This window comes from Nonomuraea sp. AD125B (assembly GCF_041402765.1).
GTDB classification, from domain to species: Bacteria; Actinomycetota; Actinomycetes; order Streptosporangiales; family Streptosporangiaceae; genus Nonomuraea; species Nonomuraea bangladeshensis.
This window is the reverse complement of the sequence record NZ_JBGLOU010000004.1, coordinates 376,111-393,565: the sequence shown is the minus strand read 5'-3', so window position 1 is coordinate 393,565 and position 17,455 is coordinate 376,111. Positions and strand designations below refer to the sequence as shown.

The window sequence follows — 17,455 nt, the reverse complement described above, 5'->3', positions numbered from 1 at the left end:
AAGAATTACATGCCGATTTTTCGGTATCTATTGCTGAGTATCCGCAATGATTTGCGTGCGCCGATCCTCCGCGAACGGCTCGGTCGTCGGCTTCACCGTGTGCACCGGCACGGCCCCGGCCAGCGCCAGGTCCTCGAAGGGCCGCCCGGTGGAGCCCCACGTACGGGCCGTGACGTCGGTCCTGGCCACGTCGGTGCCGCGGGGCAGCCCCGAGACGGTCAGGATGAAGCGGGGCGGGCTGCCGGCTTTGACGTCGTCCACGAACGTGCTGCCGCCGCCGAGCAATTTGCCCGCCTTGTCGCGCAGCAGCGCGTTCACCACCAGACTTCCGGCCACCAGCTGGTACGGATTCCCCACATATCCCGTAATAAGGTAAGAACCGTCTTTCTGGCGCATTGTCTGCACCCGAGTGACGGGAAACCGCTGAAACGCGGACGGGACCCGCGCCGCCTGCCGCCACTGCGCGGGACGGTACTGGATCGACACCTTGGCGGGCCGCTCGGCGGCGGTCGCCTGGCCGGTGAACTCCAGCGTCCCGCCCGGCGGCACGGCGTCGAGCGGCTGGTCCAGCCGGACGACCTCCGCGCCCTTGGCGTCCTGGCCGACGATCGTGGCCACCACGTGCTCGCCGAAGTGCCACGGGTTGGCGTTGCTGAGCACGCCGGCCCAGCTGACGGCGTACCCGTCCGCCGACTTGGCGATGGTCGAGACCTGTTCCTTGAGCGCGAGAGGCTTGAGCTCCTGCACGGGCTGCTTCTCGCTGGAGCACGCCGCGAGGCAGATCGCCCCGAGTGCGAGAAGGCTGACGGTTCGGCTGCGTGGGATCACTTTGCCGTGATAACCCGCGCATGGGCACGGCCGGCGGTGACACGCGCCAGCCGTACCAACTCTTTAACGCGGGCGCGCCACCCTGGTCTCGTCCCACACCGGCTGCGGCGACTCGTAGACGTTGCCGTCGGAGCCGAAGACGAGGTAGCGGTCGAAGTCGGCGGCGAACCAGCGGTCGTGGGTGACCGCCAGCACCGTGCCGTCGAAGGCGTCGAGCCCCGCCTGCAGCGCCTCGGCGCTGGCCAGGTCGAGGTTGTCGGTCGGCTCGTCGAGCAGCAGCAGCGTCGCCCCGGACAGCTCCAGCAGCAGGATCTGCAGCCGGGCCTGCTGGCCGCCGGACAGCGTCTCGAACCGCTGCTCGGCGACCCGGCCGGCCAGCTCGTAGCGGGCGAGGGCCTTCATGGCCTCGTTCTTGAGCCGGGCGTGCTCGGTCATGACGATCTCGACCGGGGTGCGGCCTCTCAGATCGGGCCTAGCGTGGGTCTGGGCGAAGTGGCCGGGCACCACGCGGGCGCCCAGCCGGGCCACGCCCTCGTGCGCGACCGGCTCGCCGGCGACCAGGCGCAGGAAGTGGGACTTGCCCGAGCCGTTGGAGCCGAGCACCGCGACCCGCTCGCCGTACCAGACCTCCAGGTCGAACGGGCGCATGAGCCCGGTCAGCTCCAGCCGCTCGCAGATCACCGCGCGTTTGCCGGTGCGTCCGCCGCGCAGCCGCATCCGGATGTTCTGCTCGGCGGGGGCCACCTCGGGCGGGCCCGCCTCCTCGAACCTGCGCAGCCGCGTCTGGGCCGCGTGGTAGGCGGGGGCCATGCCGTCGTTGTACCTGGCCTTGTTCTTCAACATGTTGACCAGGGTCTTGAGCTTGGCGTGCTCCTCGTCCCAGCGCCGGCGCAGCTCGTCCAGGCGCTCGTTGCGGGCCTTGCGCGCCTCGGCGTACGTCCCGAAGCCGCCGCCGTGGATCCACACCCCGCCGGACTCGACCGTGACGATCCGGTCGGCGGCGTTGGCGAGGAGCTGGCGGTCGTGGCTGACCAGCAGCACCGTCTTCGGCGTCTCCCTGAGCTGCTGCTCCAGCCACTCCTTGCCGGGCACGTCGAGGTAGTTGTCGGGCTCGTCGAGCAGCAGGGTCTGGTCGGGGCCGCGCAGCAGCGCCTCCAGCACGAGCCGCTTCTGCTCGCCGCCGGACAGCGTCGCCACGTCCCGGTATTTCACCCGCTCGTACGGCACCCCGAGCGCCGCCACCGTGCAGGTGTCCCAGAGCACCTCGATCTCGTAGCCGCCCGCGTCGGTGTAGTCGGCGATGGCCTGCGCGTAACGCATCTGCGTCTTCTCGTCGTCGCGCTCCATCATCGCCAGCTCGGCCGCGTCGAGCCGCTCGGCGGCCTGCCGCACGGCCGGCGGCGCGACGCCGAGCAGCAGCTCGCGCACCCCGCTGCCGTCGCGCACGCTGCCGATGAACTGGCGCATCACGCCGAGACCGCCGGAGCTCGTGACCGAGCCGTCCACCGGCTGGAGGTCGCCGGCGATCAGGCGCAGCAGCGTCGTCTTGCCCGCGCCGTTGGGCCCGACGAGTGCCGCCTTGACGCCTTCGCCGATGCGGAAGGAGACGTCGTTGAGCAGAGGGCGCCCGTCGGGCAGCACGTATGTCAGATGTCCTACTTCGACGTGGCCCACCCGCGCAGGCTATCCGGGCGCTTCCGCCCCTCGCATCCGATTTTTCTACACGAGCGCGCTCTTGTAGAAGATGCTCGCCCTGCGCGCCCCCGACGCCCCGGAGGCCAGGCCCAGGCACAGCCGGGGAGCGCCCGAGACGATCTGGATCGCCATGCCCTCGGGCTCGCGGTGGTCGAGCGACTTGCCGGCCTGGGTGAGCGAGCGTTGCACCTGCTCCCCGGTACGCAGGTCGACGCAGGTGATGTAGGTGTTGCCCGGCGCGGGGTTGGAGGCGCTGTAGGCGGTGCCGTCCAGCAGGTAGAGATAGTCGCCGTAGGCGGCGTAGCCCTGGAAGACGCCGAGCCCGGACGGCTGCGCGACGTCGTACAGCTTGTCCTTCCCGCCCGCCTTGACGGCCGACAGCGCGTAGACCGCGTACCGCATCTGGCCGTCGAGCAGGTAGCGCATGACCAGGCGGCCGGTCGAGGGGTCGATCGCGCAGGTGGTGTTGGTCGCGCCGGAGATCAGCGTGTACGTGGTGACGCCGGAGGAGGACGGCGTCAGCGTGCGCCCGTCGGCGAAGGAGAAGCGGGCCAGCCGCCTGCCCCACATGGCGCCCGAGCTGTCGGGCGCGGCGTCGGTCTCCGTCCAGAGAACGCCCGGCGACTCGACGCCGATCTGCACCCCGTGGCCGAAGCCCTTGAGATACATGTGGCCGAGCACCGCGCCCGACAGGCTGAGCCTGGTCAGGCAGAGGTCGCCGGCCGCGGCCGAGGCGGCGCCGTTCTTGAGCTGGACCGCGTAGATGTGCCCCTTCGGGTTGTCGAAGGCGAACGACTGCAGCACGGTCTCGTCGTACAGGGCCTTCTTCCAGATGAGCTGGGTGGCGGGCGCGGCCAGGTCGAAGCGGCCGGCGGCGGCCGAGGCACGCGACGTGCCCGCGGCGACGGTCGCGGCGAGTCCCGCGCCGATCGTGAGCAGACCGCGACGGCTCAACGACATGTGACCTCCACTCGGGGTGTTTCGCGGAGTCAACACCCTAGTGGGCGAAGATCGGAAAAGACTGCGAAAAGCACGATCTCGCCGCGCTAGCGGCCACTGCCCGACGTGATGCCGCTGTAGGAACCGATCACCTCGACCTGGCCGGGTCCGGCCGTCCTCGGCGGGATGTGGGCGACGATCTGGATCAGCTCGGTGAACTTCATGTAGGTGTAGTACTTGCCGGGCAGGAACCCGCTGTTCTTCTGCTGGACGTAGTTGCGCTGCGGCCCCTGCCGTACGTCATAGCGCCGGGTCCGTTCGACGGTGGTGAAGGCGAGCGCTCCGCCGTCGGCCGTGCGCACGGCGTAGGAGGGATACGCGGCGGCCGGGCGGGCGCTCTCGGTGAGCTTGGCGTACGGGGCCATCTTGATGCGGGTGCTCGCGGCGCCGGTGGTGAGCCGGTCGGCGGCGAAGCGGCTCTTGGACGCCGCGGCGCCCTTGCCCACCAGGTGGGCGGCGTAGCTCCTGGCGAACGCGGCGGGCGACATCATCAGCCCGGCGGCATCGGCCTGGGCCACTTCCACGGCCGCTCCCGAGGCGTCCTTCGCGATCTCGGGGAGTTCGTCCACGGCCTGGTCGCTGAAGACGTCGGGGGCGTACATCTGCAGCCACGACTCGCCGTCGCGGGCGAACAGCAGGTACGTCGGCTCCTTGGCGGTTTCCTTCTTGCCCTTCCAGTACGCCGTGGTCACGAACCAGCCCCCACCCTTGACGGCCGTCACGGTGGGAGTGGGCTGGGTGTAGCCGAACGGCACATGGTCGCGGTCGCCGAGCTTGAGCTGGGAGAGGTAGCCCGCCTTGTCGATGGCGAGGCTGGAGCCGCCCTCGTAGCCCGCCAGCAGTTTGGCGCTCATGGCCTTGTTGGCGGCGTTGTTGCGCTTGACGTAGGCCGCCAGGAACGCGGCGATCCCCTCGGGCGTGCCGGGCCCGGCCGAGGCCGCCGGCGTGCTGGTGGGCGATGCGGTCGGGGCCTGCGCCTTCGGCCCGATCCCTGGCAGGACTGAGCACCCCGCCATCGCCCAGAACCCCACCAACCACATCAATCGCCGCATCGAGTCAACCTCACCAACTTTTCCTGTCAAAGCGCACAAAGCTAGCAGCTACTCGGGAGAAGCCGGGGGACCCTGGACAGCAAGTGATCTAATGACTAGAACTGTAGGGAACCTCACCCCCCTAGGAACCACCATGACGCGATCCCGTCCCGCCCTCGCACCCCTGGCCATCGCGTTGCTCGGGTTCACGGCGGTGCCGCTCCCGGCCGCCGCCGCGCCCCCCGCCGCCTGCACCCCCGCCGTGGTCGCCGGCGCGACCACGGACGCCCGGCTGACCAATTTGTTCACCGCGTACGGCAACGACAACGGCCGCCTGGACGACTGGACCGGCGCCGACGGCACCTACTCGCTCCGGCTGCCGAGCGGCAAGGAGCTGTGGATCTTCTCCGACACCTTCCTCGGCCGGGTCAACCCGGACGGCTCGCGCCCGCCGGTGGTCGAGGAGGGCGGCACGACGGTCTTCCTCAACAACTCCTTCGCCGTCGAGCGCGACGGCCGGCTCTCCACCATCCACGACGGCACCGCCGCCGAGCCGACGGCCGTGATGCCGCCGCGCGACGAGAACCACTGGTACTGGGCCGGCGACGCGACGCTGGCGGGCGGCATCGTCGAGGCCACCTACCAGGAGTACGAGCGTTTCGGCACCGGCGCGTGGGACTGGCGCTGGCACCGCAACGTGGTCGCCAGGTTCGCCCCGGGACGGCTGGAGCGGCCGATCAGCGTGCACGACCTGCCCTCGGGGCACGGCGTCGCCTGGGCCTCCGCCACGCTCAAGGACGGCGGTTACACCTACGTGTACGGGGTCGAGGACCTGGGCTCGCCGAAGTACATGCACCTGGCGCGGGTGCGGGGGCAGAGCCTGCTGGGGACGTGGGAGTTCCTGACGGCGGACGGCACCTGGTCGCGGAACGAGACCGACTCGGCGCGGATCATGAGCGGGGTGGCGAACGAGTACAGCGTCACCAAGGTCGGATCCTCATATGTCCTGATCACGCATGACACGTCCGAGCCGCTGAGCCCCAACATCGTGGCCTACACCTCGTGCTCCCCCGCCGGGCCGTTCACCGGCAGGCAGCACGTCTACACGACGCCCGAGACCGGCGGGAACATCTTCACCTACAACGCCCACGCCCATCCCGACGTAGCGGGGGACGGGCTCGTGGTGTCGTACAACGTCAACAGCTTCGTCAACACCGACCACTACCGCGACGTCACCATCTACCGCCCTCGCTTCCTGGACGTGACCTTCGAGTGAGACGCAATTGGGGAGCTCGGCTGCGGGAGGTCACGGTCGACGGGCTGCGGGCCGTCGTGCTGGAGAACGAGCGGTTGCGGGTGACGGTCCTGGTCGACAAGGGCGGGGACGTGGTGGAGTTCCTGCACAAGCCCACCGACACCGACTTCGTCTGGCTCTCGCCGCAGGGCCTGCGCAGCCCGCGCGACCACCTCCAGGGCGCGGCCGACGACGTCGCCCAGTTCGTGGACCACTACGAGGGCGGCTGGCAGGAGGTCTTCCCGAACGGCGGCGCGCCCAGCGAGTACGAGGGCGCACGGCTGGCCCAGCACGGGGAGGTCGCGGGGCTGCCGTGGTCGTACGAGATCGTCGCCGACCGCGAGGACGAGGTCGCGGTCCGGCTCGCGGTGCGGACGCGGCGGCTGCCGTACCGGCTGGAGAAGGTGCTCCGGCTGCGGGCGGGCACGGCCGCGCTGGAGGTCGAGGGGGCGGCCACGAACGACGCCCCGGTCCCGCTGCACGCGATGTGGGGTCAGCACATCGTGTACGGCCGGCCGTTCCTGCGCCCGGGGGCCAGGATCAGGCTGCCGGAGGGCGTGCGGGTGATCCCGCACGCGAGCGCGATCGGCGCCGGCGGGCGGCGGGTGCGCGCGGGCGGGCCGTGGGAGTGGCCGCTGGTCCCCGCCGACGCGGGCGGGGTGACGGATCTGAGCGTGGTGCAGGAGCCGGGGTCGCCGAGCGACATCGTGTACGTGACGGGCTTCGGCGACACAGGTTGGTACGAAATTTCCGAAAATATCGGCATGCGGGTGGAGTGGGATGCCACGCTCCTCCCCTACCTGTGGATGTGGCAGGAGCTGGGCGCGTCCACCGGCTACCCCTGGTGGGGACGGGCGTACACGGTGGGCCTCGAACCGTTCTCCAGCCTGCCGACCGACGGCCTCGCCGCCGCGGTGGCCAACGGGACGGCCCTCGCCCTCGGCCCCCACGAGACGAAGAGGTTGCGGATGCGCGCGGAGGTGCTGGCGTGAGCGAGTTCGACGGCAAGGTGGCGCTGGTCACGGGCGGCTCGACGGGGATCGGGCGGGCGGTGGTCGACCGGCTGGCCGCCGCAGGCGCGTCCGTGGTGTTCTGCGGGGTGGACCAGGATGCCGAGTGCGACGGCGAGCGGGTCGTCGGCCAGGTCGCCGACGTGCGGCGCGCCGCCCAGATGCGCGACCTGGTGGAGCTGGCCGTGTCCAGGTTCGGCGGGCTCGACGTCGTGGTGACCTGCGCGGGCGTGCAGCGCTACGGCACCGTCGAGGACACCCCCGAGGAGGTCTGGGACGAGGTCCTGGACATCAACCTCAAGGGCGTCTACCTCACCTGCAAGGCCGCCGTCCCCCGGCTCAGGGAGCGCGGCGGCGGCTCGATCGTGCTCATGTCGTCGGTGCAGGCGTTCTCCTCGCAGGCCCAGGTGGCGGCCTACACCGCGAGCAAGGCCGCGATCAACGGCCTGACCAGGGCCATGGCGCTCGACCACGCGGCCGACGGCATCCGGGTCAACGTGGTGTGCCCGGGGTCGGTGGACACGCCGATGCTGCGCTGGGCGGCCGACCTGTGGCGGGGCGAGCTGTCGCAGGAGGAGCAGGTCCGGCAGTGGGGGCGGGCGCATCCGCTGGGCCGGGTGGGGCGGGCGGAGGAGGTGGCGGAGCTGGTCGCCTTCCTCGCCGGGCCGCGCTCGTCGTTCATCACCGGGGCCGAGCACCGCGTGGACGGCGGCCTGCTGGCGCAGAACCCGGCCGCGCTCCCCGAATAGGCGTTTTTCCTTTCCTGAATGGCAAGAATTGCGTCAACGCCGAGAACTCACAGGTCACTCCCGCGATTGGGTGGTCGCGACAACCCACCCGACAGAAGGAGAGACCCTCGTGAGGCTCAGCAAAAAGGCCGCCGGCTTCGTCGTGGCGGCCGCCGCCCTGTTCACCGTGGCCGCCCCGGCCGCGAGCGCGCTGGCCAGCCCCCGTTCGACCTGCTACGGCGGGCGCGTCTGCCTGTACGCGGGCTTCGACTACAACCGCGGGCAGACCGACCTCTGGCGCGACTTCGTCGCCGACGACGCGAACTTCGCCGACAACAACTGGCTGAACTGGGACTTCAGCAATTCCTGGCGAAGCATCGACAACGACACCAGCTCGGTGCGCAACCGCGTCGGTTGCAGCGCCACGCTCTGGCAGCACCCGGGTTACACGGGCGCGCACAGCACCTTCACCCACAACTCCAACGACGGGTTCCTGGAGAACAACGCCATCGGCAACAACCGCGCCAGCTCGCTCGACATCTGGTGCCGCTGACCGTGAACGCAGGCGCCGGTTCCCGGAACTGGCCGCTGGGAACCGGCTGTCGCGCTCTTCTCGCAGGCATGTCACTGCTGGCCGTGACCGCCTGCGGGGCGGAGGAGCCAGCCGCACCGGTGAGCACCACCACGCCGCTGACGCTGCCCTTCGACGCGTACAAGACCACCCCCGAGCAGCGGGCCACGCTGGGGAACGCGCACAACCTGCTGGTGGCGCGGTGCATGCGCGAGCGGGGCGTCGCCGTCGAGCCGCCCGCCGAGGACGCGGCGCTCATCGCCGCGCTCGACCCGGGCAACTCGCGCCGCTACGGCGTCACCGACACCGCAGCGGCCGGCCGCTACGGCTACCACCTCGCCCGCCCGCCGTCCCCCGACACGACCGCCGCCTGGGCCGAGCTGCCCGCCGCCACGCAGAGCTACCTGTACGGCGCCGGCGAGCGGCGCGGCTGCCTGGACCGGGCCTCGCTCGTCCTGGAGCGCGGCGCGCGCAAGGCGGACTGGCCGTGGCTCTCCCGCCAGGACGTGCTCACGCTGGAGCGCTCCGCCAAGGCTCCCGAGGTGGTCGCGGCGGCCGGCCGCTGGCGGGCGTGCATGAGCCGGGCCGGCCACGACTACCCGTCGCCCGAGGCGGCCATCACCGACAGCCGCTGGAACCTCGACGAGCCGGCCGTCACCGAGGACGAGAAACGCATTGCGGTCGCCGACACGCGGTGCAAGCAGTCCTCGGGCCTGGTCGCCGCCTGGCACGCGGCCGACGCGGCGCTGCAGCGGGCGCTCGTCCGCGACAACGCCGCCCGCTTCGCCGCGCTCCGCGCCGATCTGGCGTACCGGCTGCGGCGGGCCTCAGCCGTTCTCGCCGCGCACGAAAGCGGCCAGGTCGGCTGACTGGCGCAGCCTGCTGGGCTCGTGGACGTACATCATGTGCCCGGCCTCGTAGTAGGCGAACTCGACGTTGCCCGCCAGCTCGGGCGGCACCGGCAGGTGCGCGAAGCTGTGCTCGGCCGCGAAGTACGGCGTCGCGCCGTCGTGGTAGCCGCAGGCCACGTGCACCCGCAGGTGCGGGTTGGCCCGCATGGCCGCCGCCAGCTTGTCGACGACCTGCACGTGCGCGCCCTCGAACTCCTTGTACGACCACGGGTGCACCCGCGAGGTGAGCAGCTCGTACGGCAGGTCGTTCGCGTAGTCCAGCTCGGTCCGCAGGTAGTGGTTGAGCGCGGCGCTGTACGGCCCCATGATCGCGTTCATGCTGGGGTCGGCCGTGAAGTGCTCGCGCCCGGCGTCGGGGTCCCAGCCGACGAAGCGGCCGTCGAGCCGCCCGACGACCTGGCGGCGCGAGCGCAGCAGCTCGGTGAAGAACCTGATGTGCTCGACGCGCAGGTCCACCCGGTCGACGTAGTCCTCGCTCAGCCCGGTCAGCGCGGCGATCTTCGCGACGGCGGCCGCGCGCTCCTCGGGGGTGAGGCGGGCGCCGCGGGCCAGCGCCCACGGGTAGTCGCGGGCGGCGTACTCCTCGGCCTCGCGCAGCACGTCGGCGAGCGGCCGGTCGCCGTGCAGCCCGTGGTAGTGGGCGATGGCGGCGTAGGTCGGCAGGTAGAGGGCGTAGGCGAGGTCGTTGCCCTGGTTGAAGTCGCCGGTGATGAAGTCGAGCACGGAGGAGATCAGCATGACGCCGTTGAGGTACATGCCGTAGCGCGACTGCAGGTGGTCGGCGAGGCCGGCCGCCCTGACCGTGCCGTACGACTCGCCGGCCAGGAACTTCGGCGACATCCAGCGCCCGTTCCTGGTGGTCCAGAGCCGGATGATCTCGCCGACCGACTCCAGGTCGCCGGTGAAGCCGTGGTACGGCTCCGCCTTCTCCCCTTCGGCGGCCCGCGAGTAGCCGGTGGAGACCGGGTCGATGAAGACGAGGTCGCTCACCGTGAGCAGGGTCTCCTCGTTGTCGGCCAGCCCGTACGGGGGCGGCAGCAGCGCTCCCGCGTCGCCCATCACCACCCGGCGCGGCCCCAGCACGCCGAGGTGCAGCCACACGCTGGACGAGCCGGGCCCGCCGTTGAAGGCGAAGGTGACGGGCCGGCTCGCGGGGTCGGCGCCGTCCAGCGTGTACGCCGTCACGAAGACCTCGGCCTTCGGCCGGAGCCCGTCGAACCTGCCTTCGGTGAACACCTCCTCGCGCAGCACCATCGTGCCGGTCACGGCGGTGTACGTCTGGCCGGAGGGGAGGGAATGGGAGGTGGTCACCAGGTTGTCAGCGGGAGGGGCAGGCTGTGATGTTTCCGACATAGCGCCCCATTATGGAGTGGCTACCTCGGGGTCCGCGAAACGCTCGTTCGGGACGGTGGCGTACCAGCCGGGCCGGCCGGGATCGCGGTCGTACGGATAGCCGCCGAGCTCCCGGTACAGCTCGGCGTAGCGCTCCACCCGCTCGCGGTCCAGCTCCACCCCGAGCCCCGGCCCGGTCGGCACCGCGACGGCCCCGCCCGCGTAGGCGAGCTTGCCGCCCTCGATGACGTCGTCGCGGAGCTGGTGGTAGTGGGCGTCGGCGGAGTAGGTGAGGTTGGGCAGCACCGCGCCGAGGTGCAGCATGGTCGCGAGCTGGATGCCCAGCTCCCCCGACGAGTGCACGGCCACGCCGAGCTGGAACGTCTCGCACACCCCCGCCGCCTTCACGCACGGCCGGATCCCGCCCCAGAACGTGGTGTCCAGCAGCACGACGTCGGCGGCCCTGCGCAGCACGTTGGAGGCGAGCTGCTCGAAGTTGACGACGACGGTGTTGGTCGCGAGCGGCACCCGCACCTGCTCGCGCACCGCGCGCAGCCCCTCCAGGCCCCAGACCGGGTCCTCCAGGTAGTCGTTGTTCAGCCCCTCGATGGCCTTGCCGAAGCGCAGCCCCTCGGCGACCGACAGGACGGCGTTGGGGTCGTACCTGAGCCGGTCGCCGGGGAACGCCGCGGCGAGCGCCCGGTAGCACTCCAGCTCGTAGTCCGGCGGGAAGACGCCGCCCTTCAGCTTGTGGACGGTGAAGCCGTGCGCCTCCTTCAGCCGCCGGGTGTGCTCCACGAGCTGGTCGGGGGTGCGGACCTCGGCGTACCCGTCGTCGGCGTAACGGAAGAACAGGTAGGAGGCGAACGGCACCTCCTCGCGCACCCGCCCGCCGAGCAGGTCGCACACCGCCACCCCGAGGTGCCGCCCGATGAGGTCGAGGCAGGCGAACTCGATCGCGGCGAGGAGCTGGGTGCGGTTGTTGTAGAGCGAGGCCGTCGGGTTGGCGATCTTGAACCGCAGGGCTTCGAGCTGGAACGGGTCGTGGCCCTTCAGGTACGGCAGCAGCGCGCGGAAGGCCGACTCGGCGCTCTCGCCGCCGCCGCCCATCTCGCCCAGGCCGACGAGCCCGTTGTCGGCCTCGACCTCGACGATCGTACGGACGAAGCGCCCCCAGTGCGCGCCGTTGCTGTGCCGCAGCGGCGCCTCCAGCGGCACGGCCACCGTGGTGGCCCGGACGTCGACGATCTTCACAGGCGCGTTCCCTCCGCGACCGCCACCCCGCAGGCGGGCAGCCGTACCGTTGTGGTCTCGTTCCCCAGGGCGACCGTCGCCTCGACCGGCTCGGCGGCCAGCGACTGGAGCCTGACCCCGTTCTGCCCGATCGAGGTGATGAGCACGTCGGGATGGTCCACCGAGGCGTACGTGGTGGTGACCGGCGCGGCGTCGGTGACCAGCGCGCCGACGAACGGCTCGGTGAGCCCGGCCGCCGCCGCCGCGCCCAGCCGGCGGGCGGGGGCGCCCGCCTCGGAGGCCACGGCGTACCTGAACGTGGTCTCGCCCTGCTGCTGCGCGGGGAAGTTGGTGTCCCAGATGTTGTTGAGCGCCCAGGAGTAGACCGTGCCGTCCTCCTGGTCGAGCGTGGGCGGGAACGGCGCGTACGGCATGTGGATGGTGCCGAGCTGCACCAGCGGAGCCTCCAGCGTGGCCCAGGCCACGGTCAGCTCGGGGTCCTCGAAGGCGATCCAGTGCCGGATGGGCAGCATGTACGCCGCCGAACCCGGCACCCGCGGCACGTCGGGCCCGCCGACGCCCCCGGTCAGCTCCCACGCCGAGGGCGGCCCCGCGGCGAACGGGAAGGCCAGGAACACCGCCTCCTTGGCCGGGGTGCCCTGCTTGGCGAGCTGGTAGGTCAGGTCGAGCCTGGGCACGCCGTAGTGCAGCTCGATCGTGGTGCGGATCCAGTCGACGCCCTTGCCGCGCAGCTCGACCACCAGCCGCTCGCCGACCGCCGTGCGCCGGCACTCGGTGACCGTGGCGTGCCGGCCGATGGCCCGGTCGCCGAGCAGCGTGCGGTCGTGCGCGCCGACGTGGCCGGACAGGTGGTTGAAGTGGGGGGCGGTGGCGTACTGGTCGTAGACGTACTGGCCGAAGCCGGCCGCGGCGTCGCCGTTGACCAGCTCGCGCCCGGCCCGCTTGTCGAAGACCGAGCTGAGGTGGCCCTCGCGCACGTCGTAGGCCACCCGGTAGAACTCGTTCTCGATGACCGCGTCGACCGGCGGCTCGGCGGGCTCGGGAGGCTGCGCCTCGGCCCGCACCACGTCGAGCCGGACGTGCCCGAAGCCCGGCACGTCACGGACCACCGCGTGCACGTGCCGCCCGATCGGACGGGTCGGCCAGTCGTCGGGGTCCACGAACTCCTCGTGGTGCGGCACCGTCTCCCCGGTCCGCGCGTCCACCAGCGCGATCGGCACGTCCACCGGCACCACGTCGCGCGGCAGGAACGCGCGCACGACGTCCGTCCGCGCGCGGGTGGCCGGGTTGAACACCGCGAACGCGGGCCGACCCTCCCCCTCGGCCAGCGCGGCGGCGAAGCGGCGCACGGCCGCGTGCAGCAGGTCCGCCGCGTCGTCCTGGGCCTGGTAGGCGCCGGAGGACTTGCGCGTCCACTGCAGGCCGCCGGAGTCGCCGGCCTCCTCGGCGTCCTCCCACGGGTTGGCCGCGCCCCAGGTGTGCTCGTTGAACAGGGCGACCCCGTCGTAGGCGGCGTCCACCTGCGCGGTGACGTCCACGCCGGCCAGCGTGTGCAGCGTCTCGGCCACGCGCAGCGCCGACTGCGCCCGGCGTACGTAGCCGAGCGGGCGCGCACCCGAGCCGAGCCCGTCGGCCCACCAGTCGGTCCAGTCGCCCTCGTGCACCGCCAGCCGGTCCAGGTGGTGCTCCTCGACGTGCGCGAAGAAGTCGCTGTTGACCGCCGAGCGCAGCCGCGGCCAGGCCCACTGCTCGTTCCAGCGGCGGGCGATCGAGGCCGGCACGATCGACGGACCCGCGTTGTCGGCGTGCGCGCCCTGCACCCGCAGGTGCAGCACGTCCAGCTCGTACGGCTCCCGGGGCGCGTCAGGGCCCTGCCACCCGAACGTCCCCGGCCCGTACGGGTAACCGCGCGTGGCCAGCGCCGCCAGGTAGCGCGGCAGCAGGTCGTCGGCCAGCTCGTAGGAGTCGGTCAGCCCGACCGTGTTGCCCTCCATGTACGCCATCCCGTGCGGCGTGTCAGTGAACCACACGAGGATCTCGTTCCCGCTCGGCGCCCGCCACCGGAACGGCCGGGTGAGCTTGTCGCCGCCGTGCAGGTAGGGCACCGACCGCCCGGCCCAGTTGTGCGCCGCCGCGAGGTAGCGCACGCCTGCCGCGCTGAGCGCGTCCACCAGCCCGACGACCGCGCCCGGCACGTCGGTGTGCATGGCGGAGGTGACCGGCAGCCCCGACTCGCGGGCGAAGCGGAGCTGCCGGTGCAGCTCCTCCGTCGAGCACGCCTCGGTGTGGAGCTGGAACGGCAGCGCCGTCACCTCGATCACGCCCTCCCGCGCGAAGCGGCGGAACGACTCCACCGCCTCGGCGGGCCGCGCGGCCAGCCACTTCTGCGCCGGCCACGACGACTCGACCGTCCAGCGGAACTTCGCGTCGTCCGGCCAGGACGCGGTCTCCTCCGCCAGCCGGACCGCCGCGTCGAGGTAGTCGAGGTGGTGGCGGAGCACCGTGCCCTGCGGGTCGGTGTAGCCGATGTCGAGATGCGAGTGGTGCACGACGAACACGCTCCACTTGCGCTGCGGCGTCACCGTCACCCGGGCGGTGCCGACCACGCCGCTCTCGTCGCGGCACTCCAGCGTCAGCGCGCGCGGCGCGTCCACCTCGGGCACCAGCAGCGTCACGTCCGTGCCCGTCGCGCTGTCCACGCCCACCAGCACGTGCGTCAGCGGCACGGTGCTCGACACCCTGACCGCCTGACGCCCGTCGTGGGTGAACAGCGGCACCGCCGCCACCCGCACCTCCAGCCCGCGCTCGCTGATCACGGGCGTCGAGGTGTCGTCCCGCAGCGCCTGCCTGATCCCGTCGTAGTCGGGGCTCCCGAGGCTCCGCTGGAGCAACCGGCTGGTCATTGCACACTCCCTAGGGAAAGGCCTCGGGCGAAGAGGCGCTGGGTGGCGAGGAAGAGCACGACCGTCGGCAGCGAGACCACCAGGCCCGCCGCGAGGCCGACCGGCACCGGGGTGCCGGCGTAGACGTCGGTCATGAGCCCCGCGATGGCGGTCATGACCGGCCGTACGTCCGCGGTCTGGCTGAGGGTCAGGCCGAAGACGAGGTCGTTCCAGATGAAGGTGAACTCCAGGATGAACACGGCGGTCAGCGCGCTGGCCGACATCGGCAGGTAGATCCGCCAGAAGATGCGCCAGGTGGACGCGCCGTCCATGCGGGCCGCCTCGAAGATGGAGAAGGCGACGCCCTGGTAGAAGTTGCGCAGCACGAACGCGCCGAGCGGCACGTTGATCGCGGTGTAGACGAGGATGAGGCCGAGGCGGGTGTCGTACAGACCGGCGTCGCTGTAGCTGACGAACAGCGGCACCAGCAGCATCTGGGACGGGAACACGGTGCCGCCGAAGATCAGCAGGAACCACCAGAAGCCGTGCCGCAGCCGCAGCACCACGATCGTGTAGCCGGCCAGCGCCCCGATCAGCACGCCCAGCAGCGGCGAGACCACGGCGTAGAGCGCGGTGCTGGCCAGGCTGCCGCCGAGGTCCGCGCCCTCGACGGCCCGCGCCACGTTGTCGAGCAGCGCGAAGTCGCCGGCGGGCGCCCAGGCCCGCGACGGGTCGTACGACTCGGCCGGCCGCGCGGCGTTGACCAGCAGCAGGTAGGTGGGCCCGAGCCAGACCAGCCCGAGCACGATGAGCACGGCCCTGCGGATCATCGCACCTGCCTCTTCAGGTAGAGGTAGGACGCGAGGCCGGTCACCACCGTGAGCAGCACCGCCACGGCCGAGCCGTAGCCGTACTGGCTGGCCACGAACGTCTCCTTGTACATCGTCACCGCCAGCGTCTCGGAGTTGCGCCCGGGACCGCCCTGCGTGAGCACCCACACGATGTCGAACGTCTTCAGGCTCGCCACCAGCGCGAGGCCCACCACGACCGCCGTCAGCGGGCGCATCAGCGGCCAGATCACGTGCCGGAACAGCCGCCACCCCGACGCGCCGTCCAGCCGGGCCGCCTCGATCGGCTCCTTCGGGATGGACTGCAGGCCGACGACGAACAGCAGCGTGTTCACGCCGAGCTGCTGCCAGGTCCAGACCAGCAGCATGGCGAGGGTGTTCTGCGGCGCCTCCTGGAGGAACGCGGTGTCCACGCCGAGCAGCAGGTTCGCGATCCCGTCATGGGACAGGACCGGGCTCCACACCATGGCGAGGCCCGCGCCGCTCAGCGCGTACGGCAGCATGAACGGCACGCGGTACCAGACGCCGCCCTTGAGGTCGTACGACAGGACCGCCACCAGCAGGCCGAGCCCGACCGGCAGCACCATCGTGCCGGCCACCCAGATCAGCGTGTTGCGGACCGAGGTGAGCAGGGCCGGGTCGCCGAACAGCTTGACGAAGTTGTCCAGGCCGGCCCATGCCGGGGGCTCCAGCCCGTCGTACCGGGTGAGGCTCAGGTAGGCGGTCCACACGAACGGCGCGTAGAGCAGCACCGCGACCAGGACGGCCGCGGGCGCCACGTACCCGTGCCGGAACCTCCCGAGCACCGGTGAACGGGTCACTGATGCGTGCTCCAGTACTCGTCGGCGGCCTTCTGGATGGTCTCCAGGACCTCCTTGTAGCTGCCGGGCTCGGTGACGAACTTGCCGAACCCGTCGAGCGCGGCCGTCAGCACCGGTGGCGGCGTCGCCTCGAAGTAGCGGTTGACCAGGCGGTACTTCCCGCTGCCCGCGTCCTTGGTGACCGCGCCGAGCGCCTCGTCCTGGATGGCGACCTTGGGGTTGGCGCTCACGTCGCCGCGGCTGGTCGCCCACTTCTCCTGCGCCTCGGCGCTGGTCCACCACTTGAGGTACTTCATGCTCGCCTCGGGGTCGGCGGCCTTGGTCAGCGAGCAGAGCGGCCCGCTCTCGAAGATCATCGACGTCTTGGGGAGTGCCGCGTTGACGTTGGGGATGACGAAGAAGCCGTAGTCGGTGCCGGCCTTCATGTCCCGCTGGGTCATGCTGGTGTTGAACCAGGTGCCGAACGACACCATCGCCGCCTTGCCGTTCTTCAGCACGTCACCGGGGTCGGTCTTGTCGCCCGGGTTGATGAAGTAGCCGGCGTCGATCATCGACTTCCAGCGCTCCATCACCTGGACCACGCCGGGGTCGGTGTACTTCGCCTGTCCGGTGGACAGGCGGTCGTACAGGTCGGGGTCGGTGCCGGCCATGAGCTGCTCGAACCAGACGAACGAGAACAGCACGCTCGTGTGGTAGAACGCCTTGACGCCGTTCTGCTTGAGGGTGTCGGCGACCTTGATCAGCTCGTCCCAGGTCTGCGGCGGGGTCAGGCCGTGCTGGTCGAAGACCTTCTTGTTGTAGAACATCCCCCAGTAGGCGACGTTCATCGGCACGCAGTACTGCTTGCCGCCGATCGTGTAGTAGGGCGCGAGGTCCTGCGACAGGTCGCCCGCCTTGATCGCCTCCTGCCAGACGGCCGTGGTGTCGGCCACCTGCTTCTGCTTGACGATCTCCTCCAGCATCCCCCCGGTCTGCCAGGTGAACAGGTCGGGCTTGACGTTCGTACGGAACGACGCCTTGATGAACGCCTGGTACTGCGCCGAGTCCGTGTATCCCGTCGGCTTCATGCCCAGGCCGATCCGCTGCTTGGACAGGGCGCCCATCTCGTCGAAGAACTTCGTCCACGCGCCCTTGTCGTTGTAGAGCGTCAGCTCGGTCTTCTTCTCCTGCGTGGTGGCGCCGTTGCCGCCGCACGCGGCGAGGACGAGCGCCGCCACGCCCAGCGTGGCAACACGTGACCGGAACATGGGC

General features: G+C 71.2%; 15 protein-coding genes. 5 read left to right on the top strand and 10 right to left on the bottom strand.

What is annotated here, in order from left to right:
* Positions 1-27 precede the first annotated feature (27 nt).
* From ACBR40_RS13800 to ACBR40_RS13785, 4 genes are all read right to left on the bottom strand, one after another.
* Positions 28-747, bottom strand: a complete 720-nt coding sequence (locus ACBR40_RS13800) for a hypothetical protein (protein WP_344213615.1) — start codon at positions 745-747, stop codon at positions 28-30.
* Between the two features lie 144 nt (positions 748-891).
* The gene (locus ACBR40_RS13795) at positions 892-2,502 is read right to left on the bottom strand and encodes an ABC-F family ATP-binding cassette domain-containing protein (RefSeq protein WP_371248907.1); all 1,611 of its coding nucleotides are present in this window, start codon (positions 2,500-2,502) and stop codon (positions 892-894) included.
* A gap of 45 nt (positions 2,503-2,547) precedes the next feature.
* A complete protein-coding gene (locus ACBR40_RS13790; RefSeq protein WP_371248906.1) occupies positions 2,548-3,483 on the bottom strand; it encodes a teichoic acid biosynthesis protein C in 936 nt (311 codons plus the stop codon).
* An 86-nt stretch (positions 3,484-3,569) separates the two neighbouring features.
* Positions 3,570-4,574, bottom strand: a complete 1,005-nt coding sequence (locus ACBR40_RS13785; RefSeq protein WP_371248905.1) for a hypothetical protein — start codon at positions 4,572-4,574, stop codon at positions 3,570-3,572.
* Positions 4,575-4,707: 133 nt separating this feature from the next.
* On the opposite strand from ACBR40_RS13785, the gene ACBR40_RS13780 reads away from it, so the two are divergent.
* From ACBR40_RS13780 to ACBR40_RS13760, 5 genes are all read left to right on the top strand, one after another.
* On the top strand, positions 4,708-5,829 hold the full coding sequence (locus ACBR40_RS13780) for a DUF4185 domain-containing protein (protein WP_371248904.1): 1,122 nt from the start codon (positions 4,708-4,710) through the stop codon (positions 5,827-5,829).
* Entirely contained in the window at positions 5,826-6,839 is a 1,014-nt protein-coding gene (locus ACBR40_RS13775; protein ID WP_371248903.1) for a DUF4432 family protein, read from the top strand. Before ACBR40_RS13780 ends, ACBR40_RS13775 begins: the two co-directional genes overlap by 4 nt.
* Positions 6,836-7,606 (top strand): SDR family NAD(P)-dependent oxidoreductase, encoded by a 771-nt coding sequence (locus ACBR40_RS13770; protein WP_371248902.1) that lies wholly within the window; start codon positions 6,836-6,838, stop codon positions 7,604-7,606. The genes ACBR40_RS13775 and ACBR40_RS13770 overlap by 4 nt, the downstream gene beginning before the upstream one ends.
* A gap of 109 nt (positions 7,607-7,715) precedes the next feature.
* On the top strand, positions 7,716-8,138 hold the full coding sequence (locus ACBR40_RS13765) for a peptidase inhibitor family I36 protein (protein WP_344213629.1): 423 nt from the start codon (positions 7,716-7,718) through the stop codon (positions 8,136-8,138).
* Between the two features lie 68 nt (positions 8,139-8,206).
* The gene (locus tag ACBR40_RS13760) at positions 8,207-9,025 is read left to right on the top strand and encodes a hypothetical protein (protein WP_371248901.1); all 819 of its coding nucleotides are present in this window, start codon (positions 8,207-8,209) and stop codon (positions 9,023-9,025) included.
* Here ACBR40_RS13760 and ACBR40_RS13755 read toward each other — a convergent pair.
* The 6 genes from ACBR40_RS13755 to ACBR40_RS13730 are packed head-to-tail and all read right to left on the bottom strand — an operon-like array spanning position 8,984 to position 17,451.
* On the bottom strand, positions 8,984-10,378 hold the full coding sequence (locus tag ACBR40_RS13755; protein ID WP_371248900.1) for a S10 family peptidase: 1,395 nt from the start codon (positions 10,376-10,378) through the stop codon (positions 8,984-8,986). The genes ACBR40_RS13760 and ACBR40_RS13755 overlap by 42 nt on opposite strands.
* A gap of 51 nt (positions 10,379-10,429) precedes the next feature.
* Positions 10,430-11,653: an enolase C-terminal domain-like protein gene (locus tag ACBR40_RS13750; RefSeq protein WP_371248899.1), complete on the bottom strand. Its 1,224-nt coding sequence runs from the start codon at positions 11,651-11,653 to the stop codon at positions 10,430-10,432.
* Positions 11,650-14,556 (bottom strand): hypothetical protein, encoded by a 2,907-nt coding sequence (locus tag ACBR40_RS13745; protein ID WP_371248898.1) that lies wholly within the window; start codon positions 14,554-14,556, stop codon positions 11,650-11,652. Before ACBR40_RS13745 ends, ACBR40_RS13750 begins: the two co-directional genes overlap by 4 nt.
* A complete protein-coding gene (locus ACBR40_RS13740) occupies positions 14,553-15,365 on the bottom strand; it encodes a carbohydrate ABC transporter permease (RefSeq protein ID WP_091081271.1) in 813 nt (270 codons plus the stop codon). Before ACBR40_RS13740 ends, ACBR40_RS13745 begins: the two co-directional genes overlap by 4 nt.
* Positions 15,362-16,204, bottom strand: a complete 843-nt coding sequence (locus ACBR40_RS13735) for a sugar ABC transporter permease (protein ID WP_344213639.1) — start codon at positions 16,202-16,204, stop codon at positions 15,362-15,364. Before ACBR40_RS13735 ends, ACBR40_RS13740 begins: the two co-directional genes overlap by 4 nt.
* Positions 16,201-17,451: an ABC transporter substrate-binding protein gene (locus tag ACBR40_RS13730; protein ID WP_371248897.1), complete on the bottom strand. Its 1,251-nt coding sequence runs from the start codon at positions 17,449-17,451 to the stop codon at positions 16,201-16,203. The genes ACBR40_RS13735 and ACBR40_RS13730 overlap by 4 nt, the downstream gene beginning before the upstream one ends.
* Positions 17,452-17,455 lie beyond the last annotated feature (4 nt).

Bases quoted from the DNA above. Each gene is read 5' to 3' on its own strand.
- ACBR40_RS13790 (WP_371248906.1), bottom strand. From the start codon at position 3,483: ATGTCGTTGAGCCGTCGCGGTCTGCTCACGATCGGCGCGGGACTCGCC.
- ACBR40_RS13785 (WP_371248905.1), bottom strand. From the start codon at position 4,574: ATGCGGCGATTGATGTGGTTGGTGGGGTTCTGGGCGATGGCGGGGTGC.
- ACBR40_RS13780 (WP_371248904.1), top strand. From the start codon at position 4,708: ATGACGCGATCCCGTCCCGCCCTCGCACCCCTGGCCATCGCGTTGCTC.
- ACBR40_RS13760 (WP_371248901.1), top strand. From the start codon at position 8,207: ATGTCACTGCTGGCCGTGACCGCCTGCGGGGCGGAGGAGCCAGCCGCA.
- ACBR40_RS13745 (WP_371248898.1), bottom strand. From the start codon at position 14,556: ATGACCAGCCGGTTGCTCCAGCGGAGCCTCGGGAGCCCCGACTACGAC.
- ACBR40_RS13740 (WP_091081271.1), bottom strand. From the start codon at position 15,365: ATGATCCGCAGGGCCGTGCTCATCGTGCTCGGGCTGGTCTGGCTCGGG.
- ACBR40_RS13730 (WP_371248897.1), bottom strand. From the start codon at position 17,451: ATGTTCCGGTCACGTGTTGCCACGCTGGGCGTGGCGGCGCTCGTCCTC.